Origin of the sequence: Thalassovita sp., assembly GCF_963691685.1 — a bacterium.
Taxonomy (GTDB): domain Bacteria; phylum Pseudomonadota; class Alphaproteobacteria; order Rhodobacterales; family Rhodobacteraceae; genus Thalassobius.
This window is the reverse complement of sequence record NZ_OY829290.1, coordinates 2,469,546-2,488,280: the sequence shown is the minus strand read 5'-3', so window position 1 is coordinate 2,488,280 and position 18,735 is coordinate 2,469,546. Positions and strand designations below refer to the sequence as shown.

The following is an 18,735-nucleotide window of genomic DNA, read 5'->3' as shown; positions in this document are numbered from 1 at the left end:
ATGTCCCGCGGGACATAGGGGGGAATATGTATCTGGGATTGGATTTGGGCACATCGGGCCTGCGCGCGCTGCTGGTGGAGGCATCGGGCAGGGTGGTTGGCTCGGCAGAGGCGGACTATCCCGTGTCGCATCCCCACCCCGGTTGGTCCGAACAGCGGCCTGAAGATTGGGTTACTGCGGCTGAGCGTTGCGTTGAAAGCCTGCGGCAGGCCTTTCCTGCCGAATGGCCCGCGCTGCGTGGCATTGGCCTCAGTGGTCAGATGCATGGCGCGGTTCTGGTCGATGCGGCCGGTGATGTGCTGCGCCCGGCGATCCTGTGGAATGACACCCGCCCCCATGTTGAGGCCGCGGCGCTGGATGCCACCGACCCGGTGCGCGCCCTGTCAGGCAATATCGTTTTTCCGGGGTTCACCGCCCCCAAACTGCTCTGGCTGGAACAGCATGAGCCAGAGGTTTTTGCGCGCATTCACAAGGTGTTGCTGCCCAAAGACTATCTGCGGCTGTGGCTGACAGGGGGCTATGTTGGCGACATGTCGGATGCGGCGGGCACCTCCTGGTTGGATGTGGGGGCACGGGATTGGTCTGACACATTGCTGCAGGCAGGCCACATGCGGCGCGATCAGATGCCCGACCTTGTTGAAGGGTCCGCGGCATCGGGGGATCTGCGCGGCAGTCTGCAGGCCGATTGGGGGCTGGATCATACGGTGGTTGTTGCCGGCGGCGGCGGCGACAATGCAGTTGCTGCCTGCGGTGTTGGCTGCCTCAGCGAAGGGCAGGGTTTTGTCTCGCTCGGGACCTCGGGCGTGTTGCTGGCGGCGCGTGATCGCTTTGCCCCTATGCCCGAAACGGCGGTCCATAGTTTCTGCCATGCGGTGCCGGGGCGCTGGTATCAGATGGGGGTCAGCCTGGCGGCGACCGATTGCCTGAACTGGCTGTCGGGCCGTCTGGGGCAGAGCCCGGGGGAACTGGCAAATGCGCTGCCGGATCACATCACCGGCCCCGCTGGCGTCACCTTCTTGCCCTATCTGTCGGGCGAGCGGACACCGCATAATGACAGCGCCATTCGGGGTGCCTTTGTTGGGCTGGATATCGCCAGCGACAATGCGCAGCTGACCCAGGCCGTGATGGAAGGTGTTGCCTTCGCCATGCGCGACAGTCTGGAGGCGCTGAACGCCACCGGCGCGGATCTGAAACAGGTACTGGCCATCGGCGGCGGCACCCGATCGCGGTTCTGGGTGGAAACCCTGACTACGGTGCTGGATCTGCCGATGCACCTGCCCAAAGCGGGTGAATTTGGCGCGGCCCTTGGCGCGGCGCGGCTGGCAATGGCGGCGGATGGGCAGGGCGCAGCGGATCAACTGATGACCCCGCCCGAGGTGGCCGAGGTGATCCCCCCCCGCAACGACCTGCAGGACCAATATGAGGCGCGCTATCAGACCTACCGGGCGCTGTACCCCGCGATCAAAGGCGCTGGGGCGTGAGGGCGCTAACGGCCCTTTTGCTAACAGCGGCTGCGGCCACGGCTGCACCGGAGGTCAGGCCTGATTTGGGACCACCCCCGGTGTTCCGCGCGGTGGATCCAGCGCGCGCCGAATTGGGCCAATTGTTGTTTTACGATCCGATCTTATCGGGCAATCGCAATGTCAGTTGCGCCACCTGTCATCATCCGCGTTTCGGCACCTCGGATGGTCTGTCACTGGGGCTGGGCGAAGGCGGCATCGGTCTGGGCCCGGATCGCAAGGTTGATGCCAGCAACCCGCCGGAACAACGGATCCCCCGCAACGCGCCCGCGTTGTTCAATCTGGGGGCGGAAGAGTTTAGCGTGATGTTCCACGATGGCCGGCTGGAAGCGGACAGCGATCATCCCGATGGCATGCGCACGCCCTTGGGGCAGGAAATGCTGTCGGGTTTTGACTCGGTCCTGTCTGCGCAGGCGATGTTCCCGGTTCTTTCGGGTGATGAGATGGCCGGGCATTATTCGGAAAACGATGTGTCGCAATCCGTGCGCTTGGGCCACCTGTCACTGTCCGGTGGCGCCTGGGACAAGATCGCGGCCCGGGTGGTGGCGGTGCCAGAATATCGCGCCCGCTTTGATGCCGTTCTGGGGCAGGATGCGGCGGTCAGCTTCACCGATATCTCGGACGTTTTGGCCGATTTCATCCGGGTGGAGTGGCGCGCCGATGACAGCGCCTTTGACCGCCACATGAGGGGAGAGGCCCCGTTGGGCGCAGCGGCGCAGCAGGGCATGGATCTGTTTTACGGCAAGGCGGGATGTGGATCCTGTCACGCCGGTTGGTTTCAAACCGATCATGGGTTTCACGCCATCGCGATGCCGCAGATCGGCCCCGGCAAGGCGGCGCGATTTGAAACCCACGCCCGGGATGAGGGACGCATGCGTGTCACAGGCGCGGCTGAGGATGCGTATCGGTTTCGCACGCCCTCGCTGCGCAACATCACGGACACCGGGCCCTATGGCCATGCCGGATCCTACGCCACGCTGGAGGCTGTGGTGCGTCACCACTTGGATCCGGTGGCAGGGCTGATGGAATATGATCCTGCGCAGGCAGTACTGGTGGCGCTGGACGGCGTGGACGATCAGCGCATTCTGCGTGATCAGGCCGAACTGGCCGCGATCGCTGAGGCAAATAAACTGGCCCCGGTGGACCTGTCTGATGACGAGGTTGCTGCGATCCTCAGCTTTTTGGCGGCGCTGAGCGATGACGGTTGGCGGCAGGGGCGCATGGGGGTGCCCGATGCCGTGCCCAGTGGATTGCCTGTAGATCGCTAAGGGCGTTTAGCGGGGCGTGACCGTCAGGGTTTCGCCGCCGCTCAGTACCAGCGCCTGCCGGGTTGTCACCTCCACCCAGTTGGAGGTGGTTTGATCCGGCCAGATCACCCGCAGCTCCACCCGGTCCAGATCCCCCAGGCCAAAATGCAGCGGGCTCAGCGCGCCGCCGGCATGACCGCCGCCGATGGTGCGTTCCTGAACCCAGGATTTGCCCATTGCGCGCAGCTCCACATGGGCGCCGATGGCATCGCGGTTGGCCCCGTCCTGTTGCAGGTCGACGCTGAGATAGCTATTTGCGCTGGCGTTTTGATAGAGCTCCATCTCGGCGCGGCGGTTGACCACTGCCAGATCCAGCGCGCCGTCCCGGTTCAGATCAACCAGAGCGGCACCCCGGCTGCGGGCTAGACCGGCAACTCCGACCTGATCGCCAACCTCGGTAAACCGGCCATCGCTTTGCTGCAGCAGCAGGTTGTTGGGATCCTCCATCGCGGCGACAGGCATCTGTTCGACATTGCCCTTGGCGATGAAAAGATCATCCAAACCATCGTTGTTCACATCCCCAAATGCGGCGTGCCAGCCGGTGGAGGGGCGACCATCGCCCCCAGTATAAGGCCGATGCGCGGTGGTGCCGCGTTCATATGTGGCGTCTTTGTAAGAGGGGCGGGCGCCATCGCCGTCAAAATACTGCAGCTTCTGATCCCCCATGGAGGTCAGCATGACATCCGCGTAGCCGTCGCCGGTCAGATCACGGCTGGCAATGCCCATGCCCCAGAGGTGATAGGGGCGCCAGCCGTCCTCAGCCGAATAGAGGCGCGGAGTGGCCTCCATCGCCCACATTTGTTCCTGCCCGCCGCGCAGGTAATAATGCCTGTCGTTTGAGACCCTGAGGTCAGCGCGGCCGCTGCGGGACCAGTCCGAAAACAGCATGGACAGCGCGCAAAACCCCGGCTCCAGCCGCTGTGCGGGCCCGTAGCTATTGCCCTCAGGACGGTAGAGTAGGGTGGCGTCGCAGGTGCCAAACGGCCCGGCGGGATCGCTGCGATCCACATAGGTGCCAATCGCCAGGGTCGGCAGGGATTGACCGGCCTCCCAAGTGGCGGAAAAGGCGGTGGACCAGCTGCCGCCGCCATCAAAGCCACGGCCGTCAAAGGGTTCAAACTGGCAATCCCCCAGTCCGCGCAGGATCTGATCCGCGCCATCGCGCAGCACCATCAGGTCAGGCAGGCCGTCACTGTCGATGTCCAGCGGGTAGGCACCGATGACACCGGTGAGGGCCAGCGCCTCAGGCGTTTCAGCGGCAAATTTCAGAGTGCCATCCGCCCCTGTCTGGTTGCGCATCAGCTGCGCCGGGCTGCTGCCGCCGGCCGCGTAGAGGTCCGGCAACAGATCCCCGTCGCAGTCAAAAACTGCCAGACCGCCGCCAACAAAATGTTCCCATCCGCCGGTATATTGATGTGCGGGCAAGGCGCGGGGGGTGAAATTGGGCAGGCTGTCCTGCGCCAGCGCCGTTGTCCCAAGGCAGAGCGCCAGAACCGTCACATCATACCGCATCCAGCACCAACCTCCGTACGCATTGCGCGCTCACTTTTTCGACCGCATAGGCGGCGGCGCCTTTGGCCCACATCAGCTGACCCCAGCTGTGTTGCACCACCTCTGGCAACGGCGCATCGACCTGCACAACCGATTGCCGCATCTCTTCGATCACCTGTTCGGTCAGCAGGTAATCCATGCTGGAATGGGTGCCCGAAACGATGATAAGTTCGGGATCAAAGATATTGATAACATTGGCCAATCCCATGGCGAACATGCGGCCTGCACGTTCTAGGATGGATCCCGCCAGCGGATCGCCATCTCGTGCCGCCGCGGACAATTGCCCAATGCTTTGTGGGCTGGCCTCATCGCTGAGCAGCCGTGCCTCACGCAGCAGGGCATAGTCCCCCACATAGGCCTCCAGACAGCCGCGCTGCCCACATTGGCACAGCGCCCCGGAGAGTTGCACCTTGGTATGGCCAAACTCGGCGCCGCAGCCACGGGTGCCGCGGTAAATCTCATCGTCGATGACCACACCCATACCGACACCATGTTCAATGGTGATGACGATAAAGTCGCTGACATCGCGCCCCTTGCCAAAGAGGTGTTCCGCCTTGGCTACAAGATTGGCGTCGTTTTCAACAAAGATGGCGCAGTTCAGGTGCTGACCCAGATGGGCGCCCATATCCACATTGCGACTGGTCAGGGAAGAGGACCAATAGACAAAGTTGCGCGGGGCATCGACCAGACCGGCCATGCCGACACAAAGCCCCGAAATATCTGCGAGGCCAAAGCCCCCCTTGCGGCAGCATTGCTCCAGCGCGGTGACGATGGCTTTGCACAGGTGATCCGGCTCCATCCGGGCTTGAACCAGCGGCATATCGTGATCAACCAGCTCATTGCCTTCGAAATCGATGACCAGCACCGTGATGGAGGCATGCGCCACTTTGATCCCGGCAATTTTATGGGCGTCACCGCGCAGGGCTAGTGAGACACGCGGGCGACCGCGTTTGCTGGTTGTGGGTTTTGCCTCTGGCTGAACCTCACGGATCAGGCCGGCCTCCAACAGCTCGGCCGAGATGGCGGTGACGGTGGCCGGGCTCATCCCGGTTTCACGGGCGATATCAATTCGCGCGATCGCCCCCTGGGCCCGGATCGTTTCCAACACCTGTTGCCGGCCGCTTTCGCGCAGCTCGCCCGTATGTGACGGTCTGTCTATCTGTGGCACGCCCCAGCCCTCCCTCTGATTAGCGCCTTGTTTACAGGTGTTTGCAGCCCTTCTGCAACCGAATGAAAAATTTGTAACCCGATTTAATTTGAGAATCAAAAAAATAATCGTTACACCTATGTCGTACCCTGTCCAAAGTGGGGCCCCTGAAGAGGGGTGTAGCAATGCTGATGGGGTCTGGAATCCACGGGAGGAAATACAATGAAATTCGCGAAATCTATTGCGATGGCGTCGGTTCTGGCGCTGAGCAGCGCAGGCGCCTGGGCGGCTGACCTGACGGTTGGTGTCAGCTGGTCGAACTTCCAGGAGGAGCGCTGGAAAACCGACGAAGCGGCCATCGTTGGCGCGCTGGAAGCGGGCGGTGCAGAGTATATCTCGGCCGATGCGCAGTCGTCGTCGTCCAAGCAGCTGTCGGATGTGGAAAGCCTGATCGCCCAGGGCGTTGATGCGCTGATCATCCTGGCCCAGGACGCACAGGCCATTGGCCCGGCTGTTCAGGCTGCTGCTGACGAAGGTATTCCAGTGATCGCCTATGACCGTCTGATCGAAGACGATCGTGCCTTCTACCTGACCTTTGACAACGTCGAAGTGGGGCGTCTGCAGGCGCAGGCTGTGTTTGCAGCGATGCCCAAAGGCAACTACGTCATGATCAAAGGCTCGCCCACCGATCCGAACGCCGACTTCCTGCGCGGCGGTCAGCAGGAGATCCTGCAAGCCGCAATTGATGCTGGCGACATCAAGATCGTCGGCGAAGCCTACACCGATGGCTGGCTGCCTGCCAACGCACAGCGCAACATGGAACAAATCCTGACCGCAGCTGACAACGGCGTGGACGCTGTTGTGGCCTCCAACGACGGCACCGCAGGTGGTGTTGTTGCCGCGCTGACAGCGCAGGGCATGGAAGGCATTCCGGTTTCGGGTCAGGATGGTGACCACGCTGCGCTGAACCGTGTGGCCAAAGGTCATCAGACCGTTTCGGTCTGGAAAGACGCGCGTGAGCTGGGCAAAGCAGCTGGTGAGATCGCCGTACAGCTGGCCGGTGGCGCGGAACTGGGTGACGTCAAAGGCGCGATGAGCTGGACCTCGCCCGCAGGTACTGTCATGACCTCGATGTTCCTGGCCCCGAACCCGATCACGCAGGACAACCTGTCCGTTGTGGTTGATGCCGGCTGGATCACCCAGGAGGCGCTCTGCCAGGGTGTTGAGGCGGGCCCGGCCCCCTGTAACTAAAGCCACCCCTCAGGTTGTTGGCCCTGTCACGGGGCCAACACGCCTAATCTCTTCATAAGATCAGTCTCCCACTGATCTTGGGGTGTCCTCCCCAAGAAGGGCACCCCGACTACGCTTCTACGAATTATTCACTGCTGACGATTGGAGTTCGGTCATGGCCGAGGCCACCACGCAGCCGATACAGACCCCGGCGAAACGTTCGTTGTTCCAGCAACTGGAACTCGACACGCGCCTTTTGGGGATGGTCGGTGCTTTCATTATCCTGTGCATCGGGTTCAACCTGCTGACAGACGGGCGTTTCCTGACGCCGCGCAACATCTTCAACCTGACGATCCAAACCGTTTCGGTGGCCATCATGGCCTCAGGCATGGTCTTTGTGATCGTCACCCGCCACATCGACCTGTCGGTTGGCGCCTTGCTGGCCACCTGTTCGGCGGTCATGGCCATGGTGCAGACCCAGGTGCTGCCGGACATGCTGGGCTTCGGCCTGAACCACCCGGCAACCTGGGCGATCACCATTGTGGTTGGTCTGGGCGTGGGCACGCTGATCGGCGCCTTTCACGGCTGGATGGTCGGCTACCTGAGCATCCCGGCCTTTATTGTCACCCTTGGCGGTTTCCTCGTCTGGCGCAACGTGGCCTGGTATCTGACGGATGGTCAGACCATTGGCCCGCTGGATAAGACCTTCCTGATCTTTGGTGGCATCAACGGCACCATGGGCACCACCTGGAGCTGGATCATCGGCATCGCCGCCACCGCGCTGGCGCTCTTTGGCCTCTGGAGTGGCCGCCGCGCCCGTCAGGGTCATGGCTTTGCGGTTAAACCCCTCTGGGCGGAGCTGACCATTGCCGGCATCACCGCCGGGGCCATTCTGGGCCTGGTGTGGACGCTGAACTCTTACCTGATCCCCGCGCGCCGTCTGAAACGGATGATGGAAGCCAAAGGCGAAACCATGCCTGAGGGTCTGGAAGTGGGCTATGGTCTGCCAATCTCGGTTCTGATCCTGATCGCGGTTGCGGTTGTGATGACCGTGGTGGCGCGGCGCACCCGGCTGGGGCGCTATATCTTTGCCACAGGCGGCAACCCCGATGCGGCGGAACTGTCGGGCATCAACACCCGGATGCTGACGGTGAAAATCTTTGCCCTCATGGGCTTCCTCTGTGCGCTGTCGGCGGTTGTGGCTTCGGCCCGTCTGGCCAACCACTCCAACGATATTGGCACCTTGGATGAGCTGCGCGTCATTGCGGCCGCGGTGATTGGCGGCACGGCGCTGTCCGGTGGTCTGGGGACCATTCACGGGGCGATCCTGGGCGCGTTGATCATGCAGGCCTTGCAGTCGGGCATGGCGATGGTGGGCGTGGATGCGCCGTTCCAGAACATCGTTGTGGGCTCGGTGTTGGTGCTGGCCGTTCTGATCGACATCCAATACCGCAAGCGACTGGGGGCGAAGTGATGAAAACGGCAAAAGAACTGCGCGCCGAGGGCGCAACCCCGCTGGTTGAGATGAAAGACATCTCCATCGCGTTTGGGGGGATCAAGGCCGTGGATCACGTCAGTGTGGATCTGCATCCCGGCGAAGTTGTTGGCCTTCTGGGGCACAACGGGGCAGGGAAGTCGACGCTGATCAAGATCCTCTCCGGGGCCTACCACATGGACAGCGGCGAAATCCGCATCAACGGGGACAAGGTGGAAATCACCAACCCCCGCGATGCCCGCAGCCACAACATCGAGACGATCTACCAGACATTGGCGCTGGCAGATAACCTTGATGCAGCGTCAAACCTGTTCCTCGGGCGGGAGTTGGTCACCCCCTTCGGGCTGGTTGATGATGCCGCGATGGAGGCGGAGTGCCGCAAGATCATGGGCCGTCTGAACCCGAACTTCCAGAAGTTCTCAGAACCGGTATCGGCCCTGTCCGGCGGTCAGCGCCAGTCGGTTGCGATTGCCCGGGCGGTCTATTTCAACGCCAAGATCCTGATCATGGATGAGCCGACCGCGGCCCTGGGCCCGCATGAAACCCAGATGGTGGCCGAGTTGATCCAGCAGCTGAAGGCCGAGGGCATCGGCATCTTCCTGATCGATCACGATGTGCATGCGGTGATGGAACTCTGTGACCGCGCATCAGTCATGAAAAACGGCGCATTGGTCGGCACCGTCGACATCGAAGACGTCACCGATGACGACCTCTTGTCGATGATCATTCTGGGCAAAAATCCGGGTGAGGCCGCGGACAGCACCACCGACTGAAAATAACCTATCGCGCCCCGGGCATTTGGTCCGGGGCCACAGAGATCAAGGACAGTGACATGAGCACGCAGTTTTTCGACGGCATCGCGCCCGTCAAATATGAAGGTGCGGACAGCACCAACCCGATGGCCTTCCGCCACTACAACCCCGATGAAGTGGTCATGGGCAAACGGATGGAAGATCATCTGCGCTTTGCCGTCGCCTATTGGCACAGCTTCGCCTGGGAGGGCGGCGATCCTTTTGGCGGCCAGACCTTCATTCGCCCCTGGCATCCCCAGGATGATATGGGCCGCGCCAAGATGAAGGCGGATGTGGCCTTTGAAATGTTCGATCTGCTGAACGTGCCGTTTTTCTGCTGGCATGATGCGGATGTGCGTCCCGAACAGGGCAATTTCGCCGACAATCTGGCAACCTTGAATGAGATCACTGATTACATCGGTGAGAAGATGCAGAGCAGCAAGACCAAGCTCTTATGGGGCACGGCCAATATGTTCAGCCATCGTCGCTGGATGTCGGGCGCCTCAACCAACCCAGATCCCGATGTCTTTGCCTTTGCGGCGGCGACCGTGAAGTCCTGTATGGACGCAACCCATAAGCTGGGCGGTGAAAACTACGTGCTCTGGGGTGGGCGTGAGGGCTATGAGACGCTGCTCAACACCGATATGGGCCAGGAGCTGGATCACATGGGCCGGTTCCTCAACATGGTGGTCGATTACAAACATAAGATCGGCTTCAAAGGCGCCATTCTGGTGGAGCCGAAACCGCAGGAGCCCTCCAAGCACCAGTATGACTTTGACGCGGCAACCTGCATCGGGTTCCTGCGCAAATACGGTCTGGAAAATGAGGTGAAACTGAATCTTGAGCAGGGCCATGCCATTCTGGCGGGCCACAGCTTTGAGCATGAGATCGCCACCGCAACGGCCGAGGGCATGCTGGGGTCGATCGACATGAACCGCAACGACTATCAGTCGGGCTGGGACACGGATCAATTCCCCAACAACACGCCTGAGGTGGCCCTGTGCTACTACCACATCCTGAAATCCGGCGGTTTCACCAGCGGTGGCACCAACTTTGACGCCAAGCTGCGCCGCCAGTCGCTGGACGCCGGTGATCTGATTGCTGCCCATGTTGGCGCGATGGACATCTGTGCCCGTGGCCTGAAAGCGGCCGCCGCAATGATCGAAGATGGCGGGCTGGAGCAGGCGCTGAGCGATCGCTATGCCGGTTGGCAAAAAGACGTCTCGCAAAACATGCTGGGCAGCGATCTGGAAAGCATCACCAACCGGGTGCTGTCGGAAAACATCAACCCCGAGCCACGCTCGGGCCGTCAGGAAATCCTGGAAAACTACGTGAACCGCTTCGTCTGATGCGATCCGCTGGGCGGCTCAATCTACTGCGGTTGGGCGGCCCAGTTCGACGGTTTCACCGCCTTCGGCGATCAGTGTGATGTGATCAAGCTCGGGAATGTGATCCCGGGCTTTTTCAATTTGCGCCCGTGTCATCATGGTGAAGGCCGTGGCGCAGGCGTCGGCCAGGCTGGCGCTGGTGGATCGGCACAGAACCATGGCCCAGTTTTCGCCAAAGGGCAGACCCTGCGGATGCAGAATATGGCTGGTGTTGCCCACCAGATGGGCGCGCGGCCGTGAGACGCAGATTGCACTGTCCTTCAGCGTGATCTTACGGGTGCGATAGCCGCCCGGCGGTGCAAGGCGCAGGTCAAACGGGCCACCGATCACCGCCAGCTCACCGATTTGGATCAGGGCCTGACGGATGCCAAGCGTGCGCAGCGCCTCAGTCACCAGATCGGTGGCGAAGCCCTGTCCGATACCGTTGAAGCTGATCTTCTGTCCGGGCTTCAGCCGGATTTCACGGGTGGAGACCTCCACATGTTTCCAGCCGATGCTGGCGCGCGCCGGGCTGGGATTGTCACCATCTGACAGGCTGCGCCACAGCGGTTGGATGGTTGGATCAAACAGACCGCCGGTGGCGACATGTACGCGGGTCACGTGATCGCAAAGGTCCAGAAAGGGTGCTGGTGGATTGGCCAGATGCCCCGTTGCGTTGAGCTGCCCCAAAAGGCTGTCGTCGCTGTAGAGGTTAAACATCTGTTCCATCTGCTGCAGCGTCGCCACCGCGTGTTGCAAGGCAGCCTCCGCCACCAGGCGCGGGGCGTCCAGCACCAGGGAGACCTCCGCCCCAAGGGCGGCACCGGTCCAGCGCACAGGCGTGTTTGTCCAGTTGTAGTCGTAACCTTCCAGCGGTGCGGCAATTTCAGCGCTGCGATTGTGTTTCATTAGGGGTCCTAGCGATCAATAAGCGGGGGACAAAGATCGGGTGTGGGTGAGTGTGGTCTTGAAATAGGGCGGTCCGGCGTTTGGACCATAAACGTGAGAATAGGAGTCATCTTATCATCAAGGCCGGCGCACGGATAGGTTGCAATCCTCAGAAAATTCGCGTCAACGCACCGGTGCCTCAACGCTGTGGGCGCCCGTTGGGGTGTTCACACCGTCCCCGCCATTGAGGCGAAGTGACGCAGCGGCGCCTATCCGGACGACTATCCGTAAAAATACGGAGATTTGCCCTGCGCGCCGCGTCAATCCGGCCGCGCGTTTTTGACAGCAAATCCTGTTGATTTCTTTGCTTTTGCCCGTACATACGCATGCTGTTTTTACAATCTGTGTGGAGGTAAGGAAAATTATTTACAGAATTTTCTTTTCAAAATAGGTGCTTATTTATTTGTTTTCATTTTTGCGTATGCTCACAATCAACGCGCAGTTTGCCTGTTTGGGAACGGAGGCCCGGACCGGCTGTGTCACATAGCTCAAGGGAGGAGCCTCGCATGTCGCTTGACCAAGCTACCGAAACCCAGACCCCGTCTGTCGTGCCTGTCCCCGCAGATTTCGCTGAAAACGCGCATATCGATGCCGCGAAATACGAAGAAATGTATGCCGCCTCGATTGCTGATCCTGCAGCTTTTTGGGGCGAACATGGCAAACGTTTGGACTGGATCAAACCCTTCACCAATGTGAAGAATACCAGCTTTGAGCCGGGCAAAATTGACATAAAATGGTTCGAAGACGGCACCCTGAACGTGGCCGCCAACTGCATTGATCGCCATCTGGATACGCGCGGCGATCAGACCGCGATCATCTTTGAACCCGACAACCCCGATGAAGCCGCGCAGCACATCACTTACAAACAGCTGCACACCAGCGTCTGCCGTATGGCCAACGTGCTGGAAGAACTGGGCGTGCGCAAAGGCGACCGGGTTGTCATCTACCTGCCAATGATCCCCGAGGCGGCTTATGCCATGCTGGCCTGTGCCCGGATCGGCGCCATTCATTCGATTGTCTTTGCGGGCTTCTCCCCCGACGCGCTGGCCGCGCGGATCAACGGTTGTGATGCCAAGGTCATCATCACCGCTGACACCGCCCCCCGCGGCGGCCGCAAGACGCCCCTGAAATCCAACGCTGACGCTGCATTGCTGCACACCAAGGACACAGTGAAGTGTCTGGTGGTTAAGCGCACTGGTGATCAGACCACGTGGATCGATGGGCGTGACTTTGACTACAACGAAATGGCGCTGGAGGCGGATGATTACTGCCGCCCGGCTGAGATGAGCGCCGAAGATCCGCTGTTCATCCTCTACACCTCCGGCTCCACCGGTCAGCCCAAGGGCGTGGTGCATTGCTCGGGCGGGTATCTGGCCTATGCTGCGATGACCCATGAATATGTCTTTGATTACAAAGACGGTGATATCTTCTGGTGCACCGCGGATGTGGGCTGGGTCACCGGCCACAGCTACATCATCTACGGCCCGCTGGCCAATGGCGCCACCACGCTGATGTTCGAAGGGGTGCCGACCTATCCGGATGCCGGTCGCTTCTGGGCGGTTTGCGAAAAGCACAAGGTGAACCAGTTCTACACCGCGCCGACCGCGATCCGCGCGCTGATGGGGCAGGGCACTGAGTTTGTAGAAAACTACGATCTGTCGTCGCTGAAGGTGCTGGGCACCGTGGGTGAACCGATCAACCCTGAGGCTTGGAACTGGTACAACGACAATGTCGGCAAAGGAAACTGCCCCATCGTTGACACCTGGTGGCAGACCGAAACCGGCGGTCACATGATGACCCCGCTGCCGGGCGCCCATGCGGCCAAGCCGGGCGCGGCGATGAAGCCCTTCTTTGGTGTAAAACCAGTGGTTCTGGACCCGCAGTCAGGCGAAGAAATCCACGACGTGCCGACCGAAGGGGTGCTCTGCATCGCCGACAGCTGGCCCGGTCAGATGCGCACCGTCTGGGGCGATCACGAACGGTTTGAGAAGACCTATTTCAGCGATTACAAAGGCTACTACTTTGCTGGTGACGGCTGTCGCCGTGACGCCGATGGTGATTACTGGATCACCGGCCGTGTGGACGATGTGATCAATGTATCAGGTCACCGGATGGGCACAGCCGAAGTGGAAAGCGCCCTTGTGGCCCATGCCAAAGTGGCTGAGGCCGCGGTGGTGGGCTATCCGCATGACGTCAAAGGGCAGGGCATCTACTGCTACGTGACCCTGATGAACGGCGAAGAGCCCTCGGATGATCTGAAGAAAGAGCTGCGCACCTGGGTGCGGACCGAGATTGGCCCCATTGCCAGCCCCGATCTGATCCAGTGGGCGCCGGGCCTGCCGAAAACCCGTTCGGGCAAGATCATGCGCCGTATCCTGCGCAAGATTGCCGAAGATGATTTTGGCAGCCTCGGCGATACCTCGACGCTGGCGGATCCTTCGGTGGTCGATGACCTGATCGAAAACCGCATGAACCGTGCTGATTGATTGGGGGTGATCGCAATGGATGTAGCCGTTGAAACCATCCCGGCCGTTCTGATCCTTCTTGGCCCTCCGGGCGCTGGGAAGGGCACACAGGCCCGTATGCTGGAAGAGCAATTTGGCCTTGTGCAGCTGTCCACCGGTGATCTGCTGCGCGACGCGGTTGCCAAAGGCACCGAGGCAGGCAAACGCGCCAAGGCCGCGATGGACAGTGGCGGGCTGGTCAGTGATGAGATCGTGATCGCCATCCTGCGGGACCGCCTGGCTGCGCCGGATTGCGCCAAGGGGGTCATCCTTGATGGCTTCCCACGCACCACGGTTCAGGCCGAGGCGCTGGATGGTCTGCTGGCCGAAAGCCGCCAGCGGATCAACGCCGCCGTCAGCCTTGAGGTTGATGATGCCGCGATGGTGACCCGCGTGTCGGGTCGCTACACCTGCGGGGGCTGCGGCGAAGGCTACCACGATCAGTTCAAACAACCGGCACAGGCAGGCGCCTGTGACAAATGCGGCGGTGGCGATTTCAAACGCCGCGCCGATGACAACGCGGAAACCGTGGGCGCTCGGCTGGAGGCCTATCACGCCCAGACCGCGCCGCTGATCACCTATTACGACACGAAGGGTTCCCTGCAACGTATTGATGCGATGGGGGAAATCGACGTGATCGCAAAAGAACTTGCAGCCATTACCCAAGCGGCAATGGCGTGAGATTTCGGGCTGGCCGTGGTCAGCCCGGACTTGGAGGAGAAGGAGGACCGCAATGGCGGATCAACAAACTGCATCTAGCGCGCAGGCCTCGGACCAGACCTATTGGTCGGCCAACCTGCGTATCATCTACATCAGCCTCATCATCTGGGCGCTGGTTTCATTCGGCTTTGGCATTCTGCTGCGCCCGATGCTGGCAGGCATCAGCGTTGGCGGCACTGACCTTGGCTTCTGGTTTGCCCAGCAGGGATCGATCCTGGTCTTTCTGGCGCTGATCTTCAACTACGCCTGGCGCATGAACAAGCTGGACCGTGAATTCGGCGTCGACGAGGAGTAAGGACTTATGGATCAGTTTACCATTAACCTGCTGTTTGTTGGTGCGTCCTTCGCGCTTTACATCGGCATCGCGATCTGGGCCCGTGCCGGGTCCACGTCTGAGTTCTACGCCGCAGGCCGCGGTGTGCACCCGGTCACCAACGGTATGGCGACGGCTGCGGACTGGATGTCGGCGGCTTCGTTCATCTCGATGGCCGGTCTGATTGCCTTCACCGGCTATGACAACTCGACCTTCCTGATGGGCTGGACCGGTGGTTACGTGCTGCTGGCCCTGCTGCTGGCGCCTTACCTGCGCAAGTTCGGCAAGTTCACCGTATCGGAATTCATCGGCGATCGTTTCTACAGCCCCACCGCCCGTATCGTGGCCGTGATCTGTCTGATCGTTGCCTCGACCACCTATGTGATCGGTCAGATGACCGGTGTGGGCGTGGCCTTTGGTCGTTTCCTTGAGGTTTCCAACACCGCTGGCCTGCTGATCGGCGCCTGTGTTGTGTTTGCCTATGCTGTGTTCGGCGGCATGAAGGGTGTGACCTACACCCAGGTGGCACAGTACGTTGTGCTGATCATGGCCTACACCATCCCGGCGATCTTCATCTCGCTGCAGCTGACCGGTAATCCGATCCCGGCACTGGGTCTGTTTGGCGATCACGCTGCTTCGGGTGAGCCGCTCCTGGCGAAATTGGATGCGATCGTGAAGGAACTGGGCTTCAACGAATACACCGCACACCAGAGCGACACCTTCAACATGGTGCTCTTCACCCTGTCGCTGATGATCGGTACCGCGGGTCTGCCGCACGTCATCATGCGCTTCTTCACCGTTCCCAAAGTGTCTGACGCCCGTTGGTCGGCAGGCTGGGCGCTGGTGTTCATTGCGCTGCTGTATCTGACGGCTCCGGCTGTGGGTGCTATGGCGCGTCTGAACATCACCGAAATGATGTGGCCGAACGGCGGCATCTCGGGCGAAGCAGTCAGCGTTGAGCAGATCGAAAACGATCCGCAGTACGCCTGGATGGCAACCTGGGAAAAAACCGGCCTGTTGGGCTGGGAAGACAAGAACGGCGACGGCCAGATCCAGTACTACAACGACAAATCGGCTGACCTTCAGGCGATGGCCGCTGAAAAAGGCTGGGAAGGCAATGAGCTGACCAAGTTCAACCGTGACATCCTGGTTCTGGCCAATCCTGAGATTGCCAACCTGCCGGGTTGGGTGATCGGTCTGGTGGCCGCGGGTGGTCTGGCAGCAGCGCTGTCGACGGCTGCGGGTCTGCTGCTGGCGATCTCCTCGGCTGTGTCGCACGACCTGATCAAAGGCTCGATCAACCCTCAGATCAGCGAAAAGGGCGAACTTCTGTCGGCCCGTATCGCTATGGCTGTGGCCATTGCCGTCGCGACCTATCTGGGTCTCAACCCTCCGGGCTTTGCAGCGCAAACCGTGGCCTTGGCCTTCGGTCTGGCAGCGGCATCGATCTTCCCGGCGCTGATGATGGGGATCTTCTCGAAGAAGATCAACAACACCGGCGCAGTGGCTGGCATGCTGGCCGGTCTGGGTGTCACCCTGGTCTACATCTTCCTGCACAAGGGTTGGCTCTTCATCCCCGGCACCAACAGCTTCACCGATGCTGATCCGCTGCTGGGCACTGTGAAGTCCACCTCCTTTGGGGCCATCGGCGCAGCCATCAACTTCACCGTTGCTTACGTTGTTGCCGGCATGACCAAAGAGACCCCGCAAGAGATCAAAGATCTGGTCGAAAGCGTCCGCATCCCGCGTGGTGCCGGTGCCGCTCAGGATCACTGATCCCCGTGAATGGGGTGCACCCTCCCTCCGTGCCCCATTCATTTCATCCCGCCCGGGGTTCTGGGCGGGATGTTTTTGTTTCTGGTATGGCGTGTTTGCCAATGTGGTCCCCCGTGCCCGGGGCTGTTTTTGTTCTGCGTCAAGGTGTGGCGCAGCCAGGGTTGATAGGGCGGGGGCACTCGCCTGTTTCCAAATTTACCGGAGATCGTGATGACCAAGGCCACAGCTGATCTGCATCGCTTCCTTACCTCACTGCACCCCTATGACACGATGGAGCCGGACGCGCTGGCGCCGCTGCTGGATCAGTTCGAATGGCAGCGCTTTGAGAAGGGGCAGCAGATCTATCAGCGCGGGGTAGCGCAGGCCGGTCTTTATGTGATCCACAAGGGGCAGGTGGAAGTGCGCGATGAAAACGATGTGCCCCTGTCCCTGTTGGGGGTGCGCAACTCCTTCGGGGAACGTGGTCTGCTGCGCGATGGGGTTGCGCTGACCTCAGCCCGGGCGCTGGAAGATACCACCTGCCTGTTGCTGCCTGCGGTGGCCTTTGCCGAGCTGATCGCCCGCAATGCACAGGCGCGGCGGTTCTTTGACCGCTCCCGCGCGCGGGTTCAGAAGGATGATCTGGCCTCAACCAAAGTGGCCGATCTGATGACCCGCGATCCGGTGGCCTGCACCCCTGAGGTGACCATCCAGCAGGCGGCGCAGCAGATCCGTGACCGGCGCATTTCTTCGCTCTGTGTTGCCACCGGGGGGCGGCTTAAGGGCATCGTGACGGTGCGCGATATGGCAGGTGCGCTGGCGGATGCCCGACCGCTGGACAGTAAAGTGTCCGAAATTATGACCCGTGAACCGCTGACGCTGGCGCCTTCTGCTATTGGGTCAGATGTGCTGCATATGATGATGGAACATCGCATCAGCCATATCCCGATCTGCGAAGGGCGCAAATTGGTTGGCATGGTCAGCCAGACGGATCTGACCCGGTTTCAGGCGGTCAGCTCGGCCGAGCTGGTCTCAGAGGTTGCCCATGCAACAACGGCCGAGGAGATGGCCGAGGTCACCGCACGTATTCCGCAGCTGCTGGTGCAACTGGTCGGGGCCGGAAACCGGCATGAGGTGGTGACCCGCCTGATTACCGATGTGGCAGACACCGCCACCCGCCGTTTGTTGGCCTTGGCTGAGGATATGCTGGGCCCGCCGCCGGTGCCCTATCTGTGGCTGGCCTGTGGATCGCAGGGGCGGCAGGAACAGACAGGCGTCAGCGATCAGGACAACTGCATGATCCTGCATGATGACGTCACCGCAGATCAGATGGGTTACTTCGCTGAACTGGCAGCCTTTGTCTGTGATGGCCTGAACACCTGCGGCTACGTCTATTGCCCCGGCGATATGATGGCGACGAACCCGCAATGGTGTCAGCCGCAGCATGTCTGGCGGGATTATTTCAGCCGCTGGATCAAAACCCCGGACCCTGAGGCACAGATGCTGGCCTCGGTCATGTTTGATTTGCGCCCCATTGGCGGCAGCAAGGCCCTGTTTGAGGATCTGCAGGAAGACACGCTGAAAAGCGCCAGCGACAACTCCATTTTTGTGGCACATATGGTCAGCAACTCGCTGAAACATACGCCGCCGTTGGGGTTGCTGCGGGGCTTTGCCACGATCCGGTCCGGGGAGCACAAAAACACGCTGGACATGAAACACAACGGTGTGGTGCCGGTGGTGGATATGGGGCGGGTCTATGCGCTGCAGGGGCAGATCGCGCAGGTCAACACGCGCGCCCGTCTGGAACTGGCGGCGGAGGCGGGCGCGCTGTCACCTTCTGGCGCGCGGGATCTGTTGGACGCCTATGATCTGATCGCAGAAAACCGACTGGCCCATCAGGCGCGCCAGATCCAGCGTGGTGAGGCGCCGGACAACTATATGGCGCCTTCAGAACTGTCTGATCTGGAACGCAGCCACCTGCGCAACGCCTTCGTGGTGATCAAGTCACTGCAATCGGCGCTGGGGCATGGTCGTGGCAGCGTCAGCTAAAGTGTAAATCAAGATGACCGCTGTCGTTTGAGGCGAAG

Annotated in this window: 14 protein-coding genes; 11 read left to right on the top strand and 3 right to left on the bottom strand. The window is 60.9% G+C overall.

What is annotated here, in order from left to right; all coding sequences use genetic code 11:
* The first annotated feature begins 26 nt into the window (after positions 1–26).
* Together xylB and ACORLH_RS12120 are read left to right on the top strand one after the other, a co-directional pair.
* On the top strand, positions 27–1,481 hold the full coding sequence (gene xylB, locus ACORLH_RS12125) for a xylulokinase (RefSeq protein WP_321828667.1): 1,455 nt from the start codon (positions 27–29) through the stop codon (positions 1,479–1,481).
* Complete coding sequence (locus ACORLH_RS12120) at positions 1,478–2,788, top strand: cytochrome-c peroxidase (RefSeq protein ID WP_420719750.1); 1,311 nt, start codon at positions 1,478–1,480, stop codon at positions 2,786–2,788. The genes xylB and ACORLH_RS12120 overlap by 4 nt, the downstream gene beginning before the upstream one ends.
* Positions 2,789–2,794: 6 nt before the next feature.
* On the opposite strand, the gene ACORLH_RS12115 is transcribed toward ACORLH_RS12120, so the two are convergent.
* Both ACORLH_RS12115 and ACORLH_RS12110 read right to left on the bottom strand, forming a co-directional pair.
* Positions 2,795–4,339: a CRTAC1 family protein gene (locus ACORLH_RS12115; protein WP_321828665.1), complete on the bottom strand. Its 1,545-nt coding sequence runs from the start codon at positions 4,337–4,339 to the stop codon at positions 2,795–2,797.
* Positions 4,329–5,546, bottom strand: a complete 1,218-nt coding sequence (locus ACORLH_RS12110) for an ROK family transcriptional regulator (protein ID WP_321828664.1) — start codon at positions 5,544–5,546, stop codon at positions 4,329–4,331. Before ACORLH_RS12110 ends, ACORLH_RS12115 begins: the two co-directional genes overlap by 11 nt.
* 201 nt (positions 5,547–5,747) lie before the next feature.
* Here ACORLH_RS12110 and xylF point away from each other — a divergent pair, with 201 nt between their 5' ends.
* From xylF to xylA, 4 genes are all read left to right on the top strand, one after another.
* Positions 5,748–6,776 (top strand): D-xylose ABC transporter substrate-binding protein, encoded by a 1,029-nt coding sequence (xylF, locus tag ACORLH_RS12105; RefSeq protein WP_058242867.1) that lies wholly within the window; start codon positions 5,748–5,750, stop codon positions 6,774–6,776.
* A 154-nt stretch (positions 6,777–6,930) separates the two neighbouring features.
* Positions 6,931–8,229: a sugar ABC transporter permease gene (locus ACORLH_RS12100; protein WP_058242868.1), complete on the top strand. Its 1,299-nt coding sequence runs from the start codon at positions 6,931–6,933 to the stop codon at positions 8,227–8,229.
* Complete coding sequence (locus ACORLH_RS12095; protein ID WP_321828663.1) at positions 8,229–9,023, top strand: ATP-binding cassette domain-containing protein; 795 nt, start codon at positions 8,229–8,231, stop codon at positions 9,021–9,023. Before ACORLH_RS12100 ends, ACORLH_RS12095 begins: the two co-directional genes overlap by 1 nt.
* Before the next feature lie 59 nt (positions 9,024–9,082).
* Complete coding sequence (gene xylA / locus ACORLH_RS12090; RefSeq protein WP_321828662.1) at positions 9,083–10,390, top strand: xylose isomerase; 1,308 nt, start codon at positions 9,083–9,085, stop codon at positions 10,388–10,390.
* 18 nt (positions 10,391–10,408) lie between these two features.
* Here the strand turns inward: xylA and ACORLH_RS12085 are convergent, their stop codons facing one another.
* The gene (locus tag ACORLH_RS12085) at positions 10,409–11,317 is read right to left on the bottom strand and encodes an FAD:protein FMN transferase (protein ID WP_321828661.1); all 909 of its coding nucleotides are present in this window, start codon (positions 11,315–11,317) and stop codon (positions 10,409–10,411) included.
* A 545-nt stretch (positions 11,318–11,862) separates the two neighbouring features.
* Here ACORLH_RS12085 and acs point away from each other — a divergent pair.
* The 5 genes from acs (at position 11,863) to ACORLH_RS12060 (ending at position 18,697) form a co-directional block, all read left to right on the top strand.
* Positions 11,863–13,842 (top strand): acetate--CoA ligase, encoded by a 1,980-nt coding sequence (gene acs / locus ACORLH_RS12080; RefSeq protein WP_321828660.1) that lies wholly within the window; start codon positions 11,863–11,865, stop codon positions 13,840–13,842.
* Positions 13,843–13,857: 15 nt separating this feature from the next.
* On the top strand, positions 13,858–14,541 hold the full coding sequence (locus tag ACORLH_RS12075; RefSeq protein ID WP_321828659.1) for an adenylate kinase: 684 nt from the start codon (positions 13,858–13,860) through the stop codon (positions 14,539–14,541).
* A 52-nt stretch (positions 14,542–14,593) separates the two neighbouring features.
* A complete protein-coding gene (locus ACORLH_RS12070) occupies positions 14,594–14,875 on the top strand; it encodes a DUF4212 domain-containing protein (protein ID WP_058242873.1) in 282 nt (93 codons plus the stop codon).
* A 6-nt stretch (positions 14,876–14,881) separates the two neighbouring features.
* Positions 14,882–16,669 (top strand): sodium:solute symporter family protein, encoded by a 1,788-nt coding sequence (locus ACORLH_RS12065; protein ID WP_058242874.1) that lies wholly within the window; start codon positions 14,882–14,884, stop codon positions 16,667–16,669.
* A gap of 210 nt (positions 16,670–16,879) precedes the next feature.
* Entirely contained in the window at positions 16,880–18,697 is a 1,818-nt protein-coding gene (locus ACORLH_RS12060) for a DUF294 nucleotidyltransferase-like domain-containing protein (RefSeq protein WP_321828658.1), read from the top strand.
* Positions 18,698–18,735: the final 38 nt, after the last annotated feature.

What these genes read in the sequence shown, in the direction of transcription:
- xylB (WP_321828667.1), top strand. Translation starts at nt 27, where the DNA reads ATGTATCTGGGATTGGATTTGGGCACATCGGGCCTGCGCGCGCTGCTG.
- ACORLH_RS12115 (WP_321828665.1), bottom strand. Translation starts at nt 4,339, where the DNA reads ATGCGGTATGATGTGACGGTTCTGGCGCTCTGCCTTGGGACAACGGCG.
- xylF (WP_058242867.1), top strand. Translation starts at nt 5,748, where the DNA reads ATGAAATTCGCGAAATCTATTGCGATGGCGTCGGTTCTGGCGCTGAGC.
- ACORLH_RS12100 (WP_058242868.1), top strand. Translation starts at nt 6,931, where the DNA reads ATGGCCGAGGCCACCACGCAGCCGATACAGACCCCGGCGAAACGTTCG.
- ACORLH_RS12095 (WP_321828663.1), top strand. Translation starts at nt 8,229, where the DNA reads ATGAAAACGGCAAAAGAACTGCGCGCCGAGGGCGCAACCCCGCTGGTT.
- xylA (WP_321828662.1), top strand. Translation starts at nt 9,083, where the DNA reads ATGAGCACGCAGTTTTTCGACGGCATCGCGCCCGTCAAATATGAAGGT.
- ACORLH_RS12085 (WP_321828661.1), bottom strand. Translation starts at nt 11,317, where the DNA reads ATGAAACACAATCGCAGCGCTGAAATTGCCGCACCGCTGGAAGGTTAC.
- acs (WP_321828660.1), top strand. Translation starts at nt 11,863, where the DNA reads ATGTCGCTTGACCAAGCTACCGAAACCCAGACCCCGTCTGTCGTGCCT.
- ACORLH_RS12075 (WP_321828659.1), top strand. Translation starts at nt 13,858, where the DNA reads ATGGATGTAGCCGTTGAAACCATCCCGGCCGTTCTGATCCTTCTTGGC.
- ACORLH_RS12070 (WP_058242873.1), top strand. Translation starts at nt 14,594, where the DNA reads ATGGCGGATCAACAAACTGCATCTAGCGCGCAGGCCTCGGACCAGACC.
- ACORLH_RS12065 (WP_058242874.1), top strand. Translation starts at nt 14,882, where the DNA reads ATGGATCAGTTTACCATTAACCTGCTGTTTGTTGGTGCGTCCTTCGCG.
- ACORLH_RS12060 (WP_321828658.1), top strand. Translation starts at nt 16,880, where the DNA reads ATGACCAAGGCCACAGCTGATCTGCATCGCTTCCTTACCTCACTGCAC.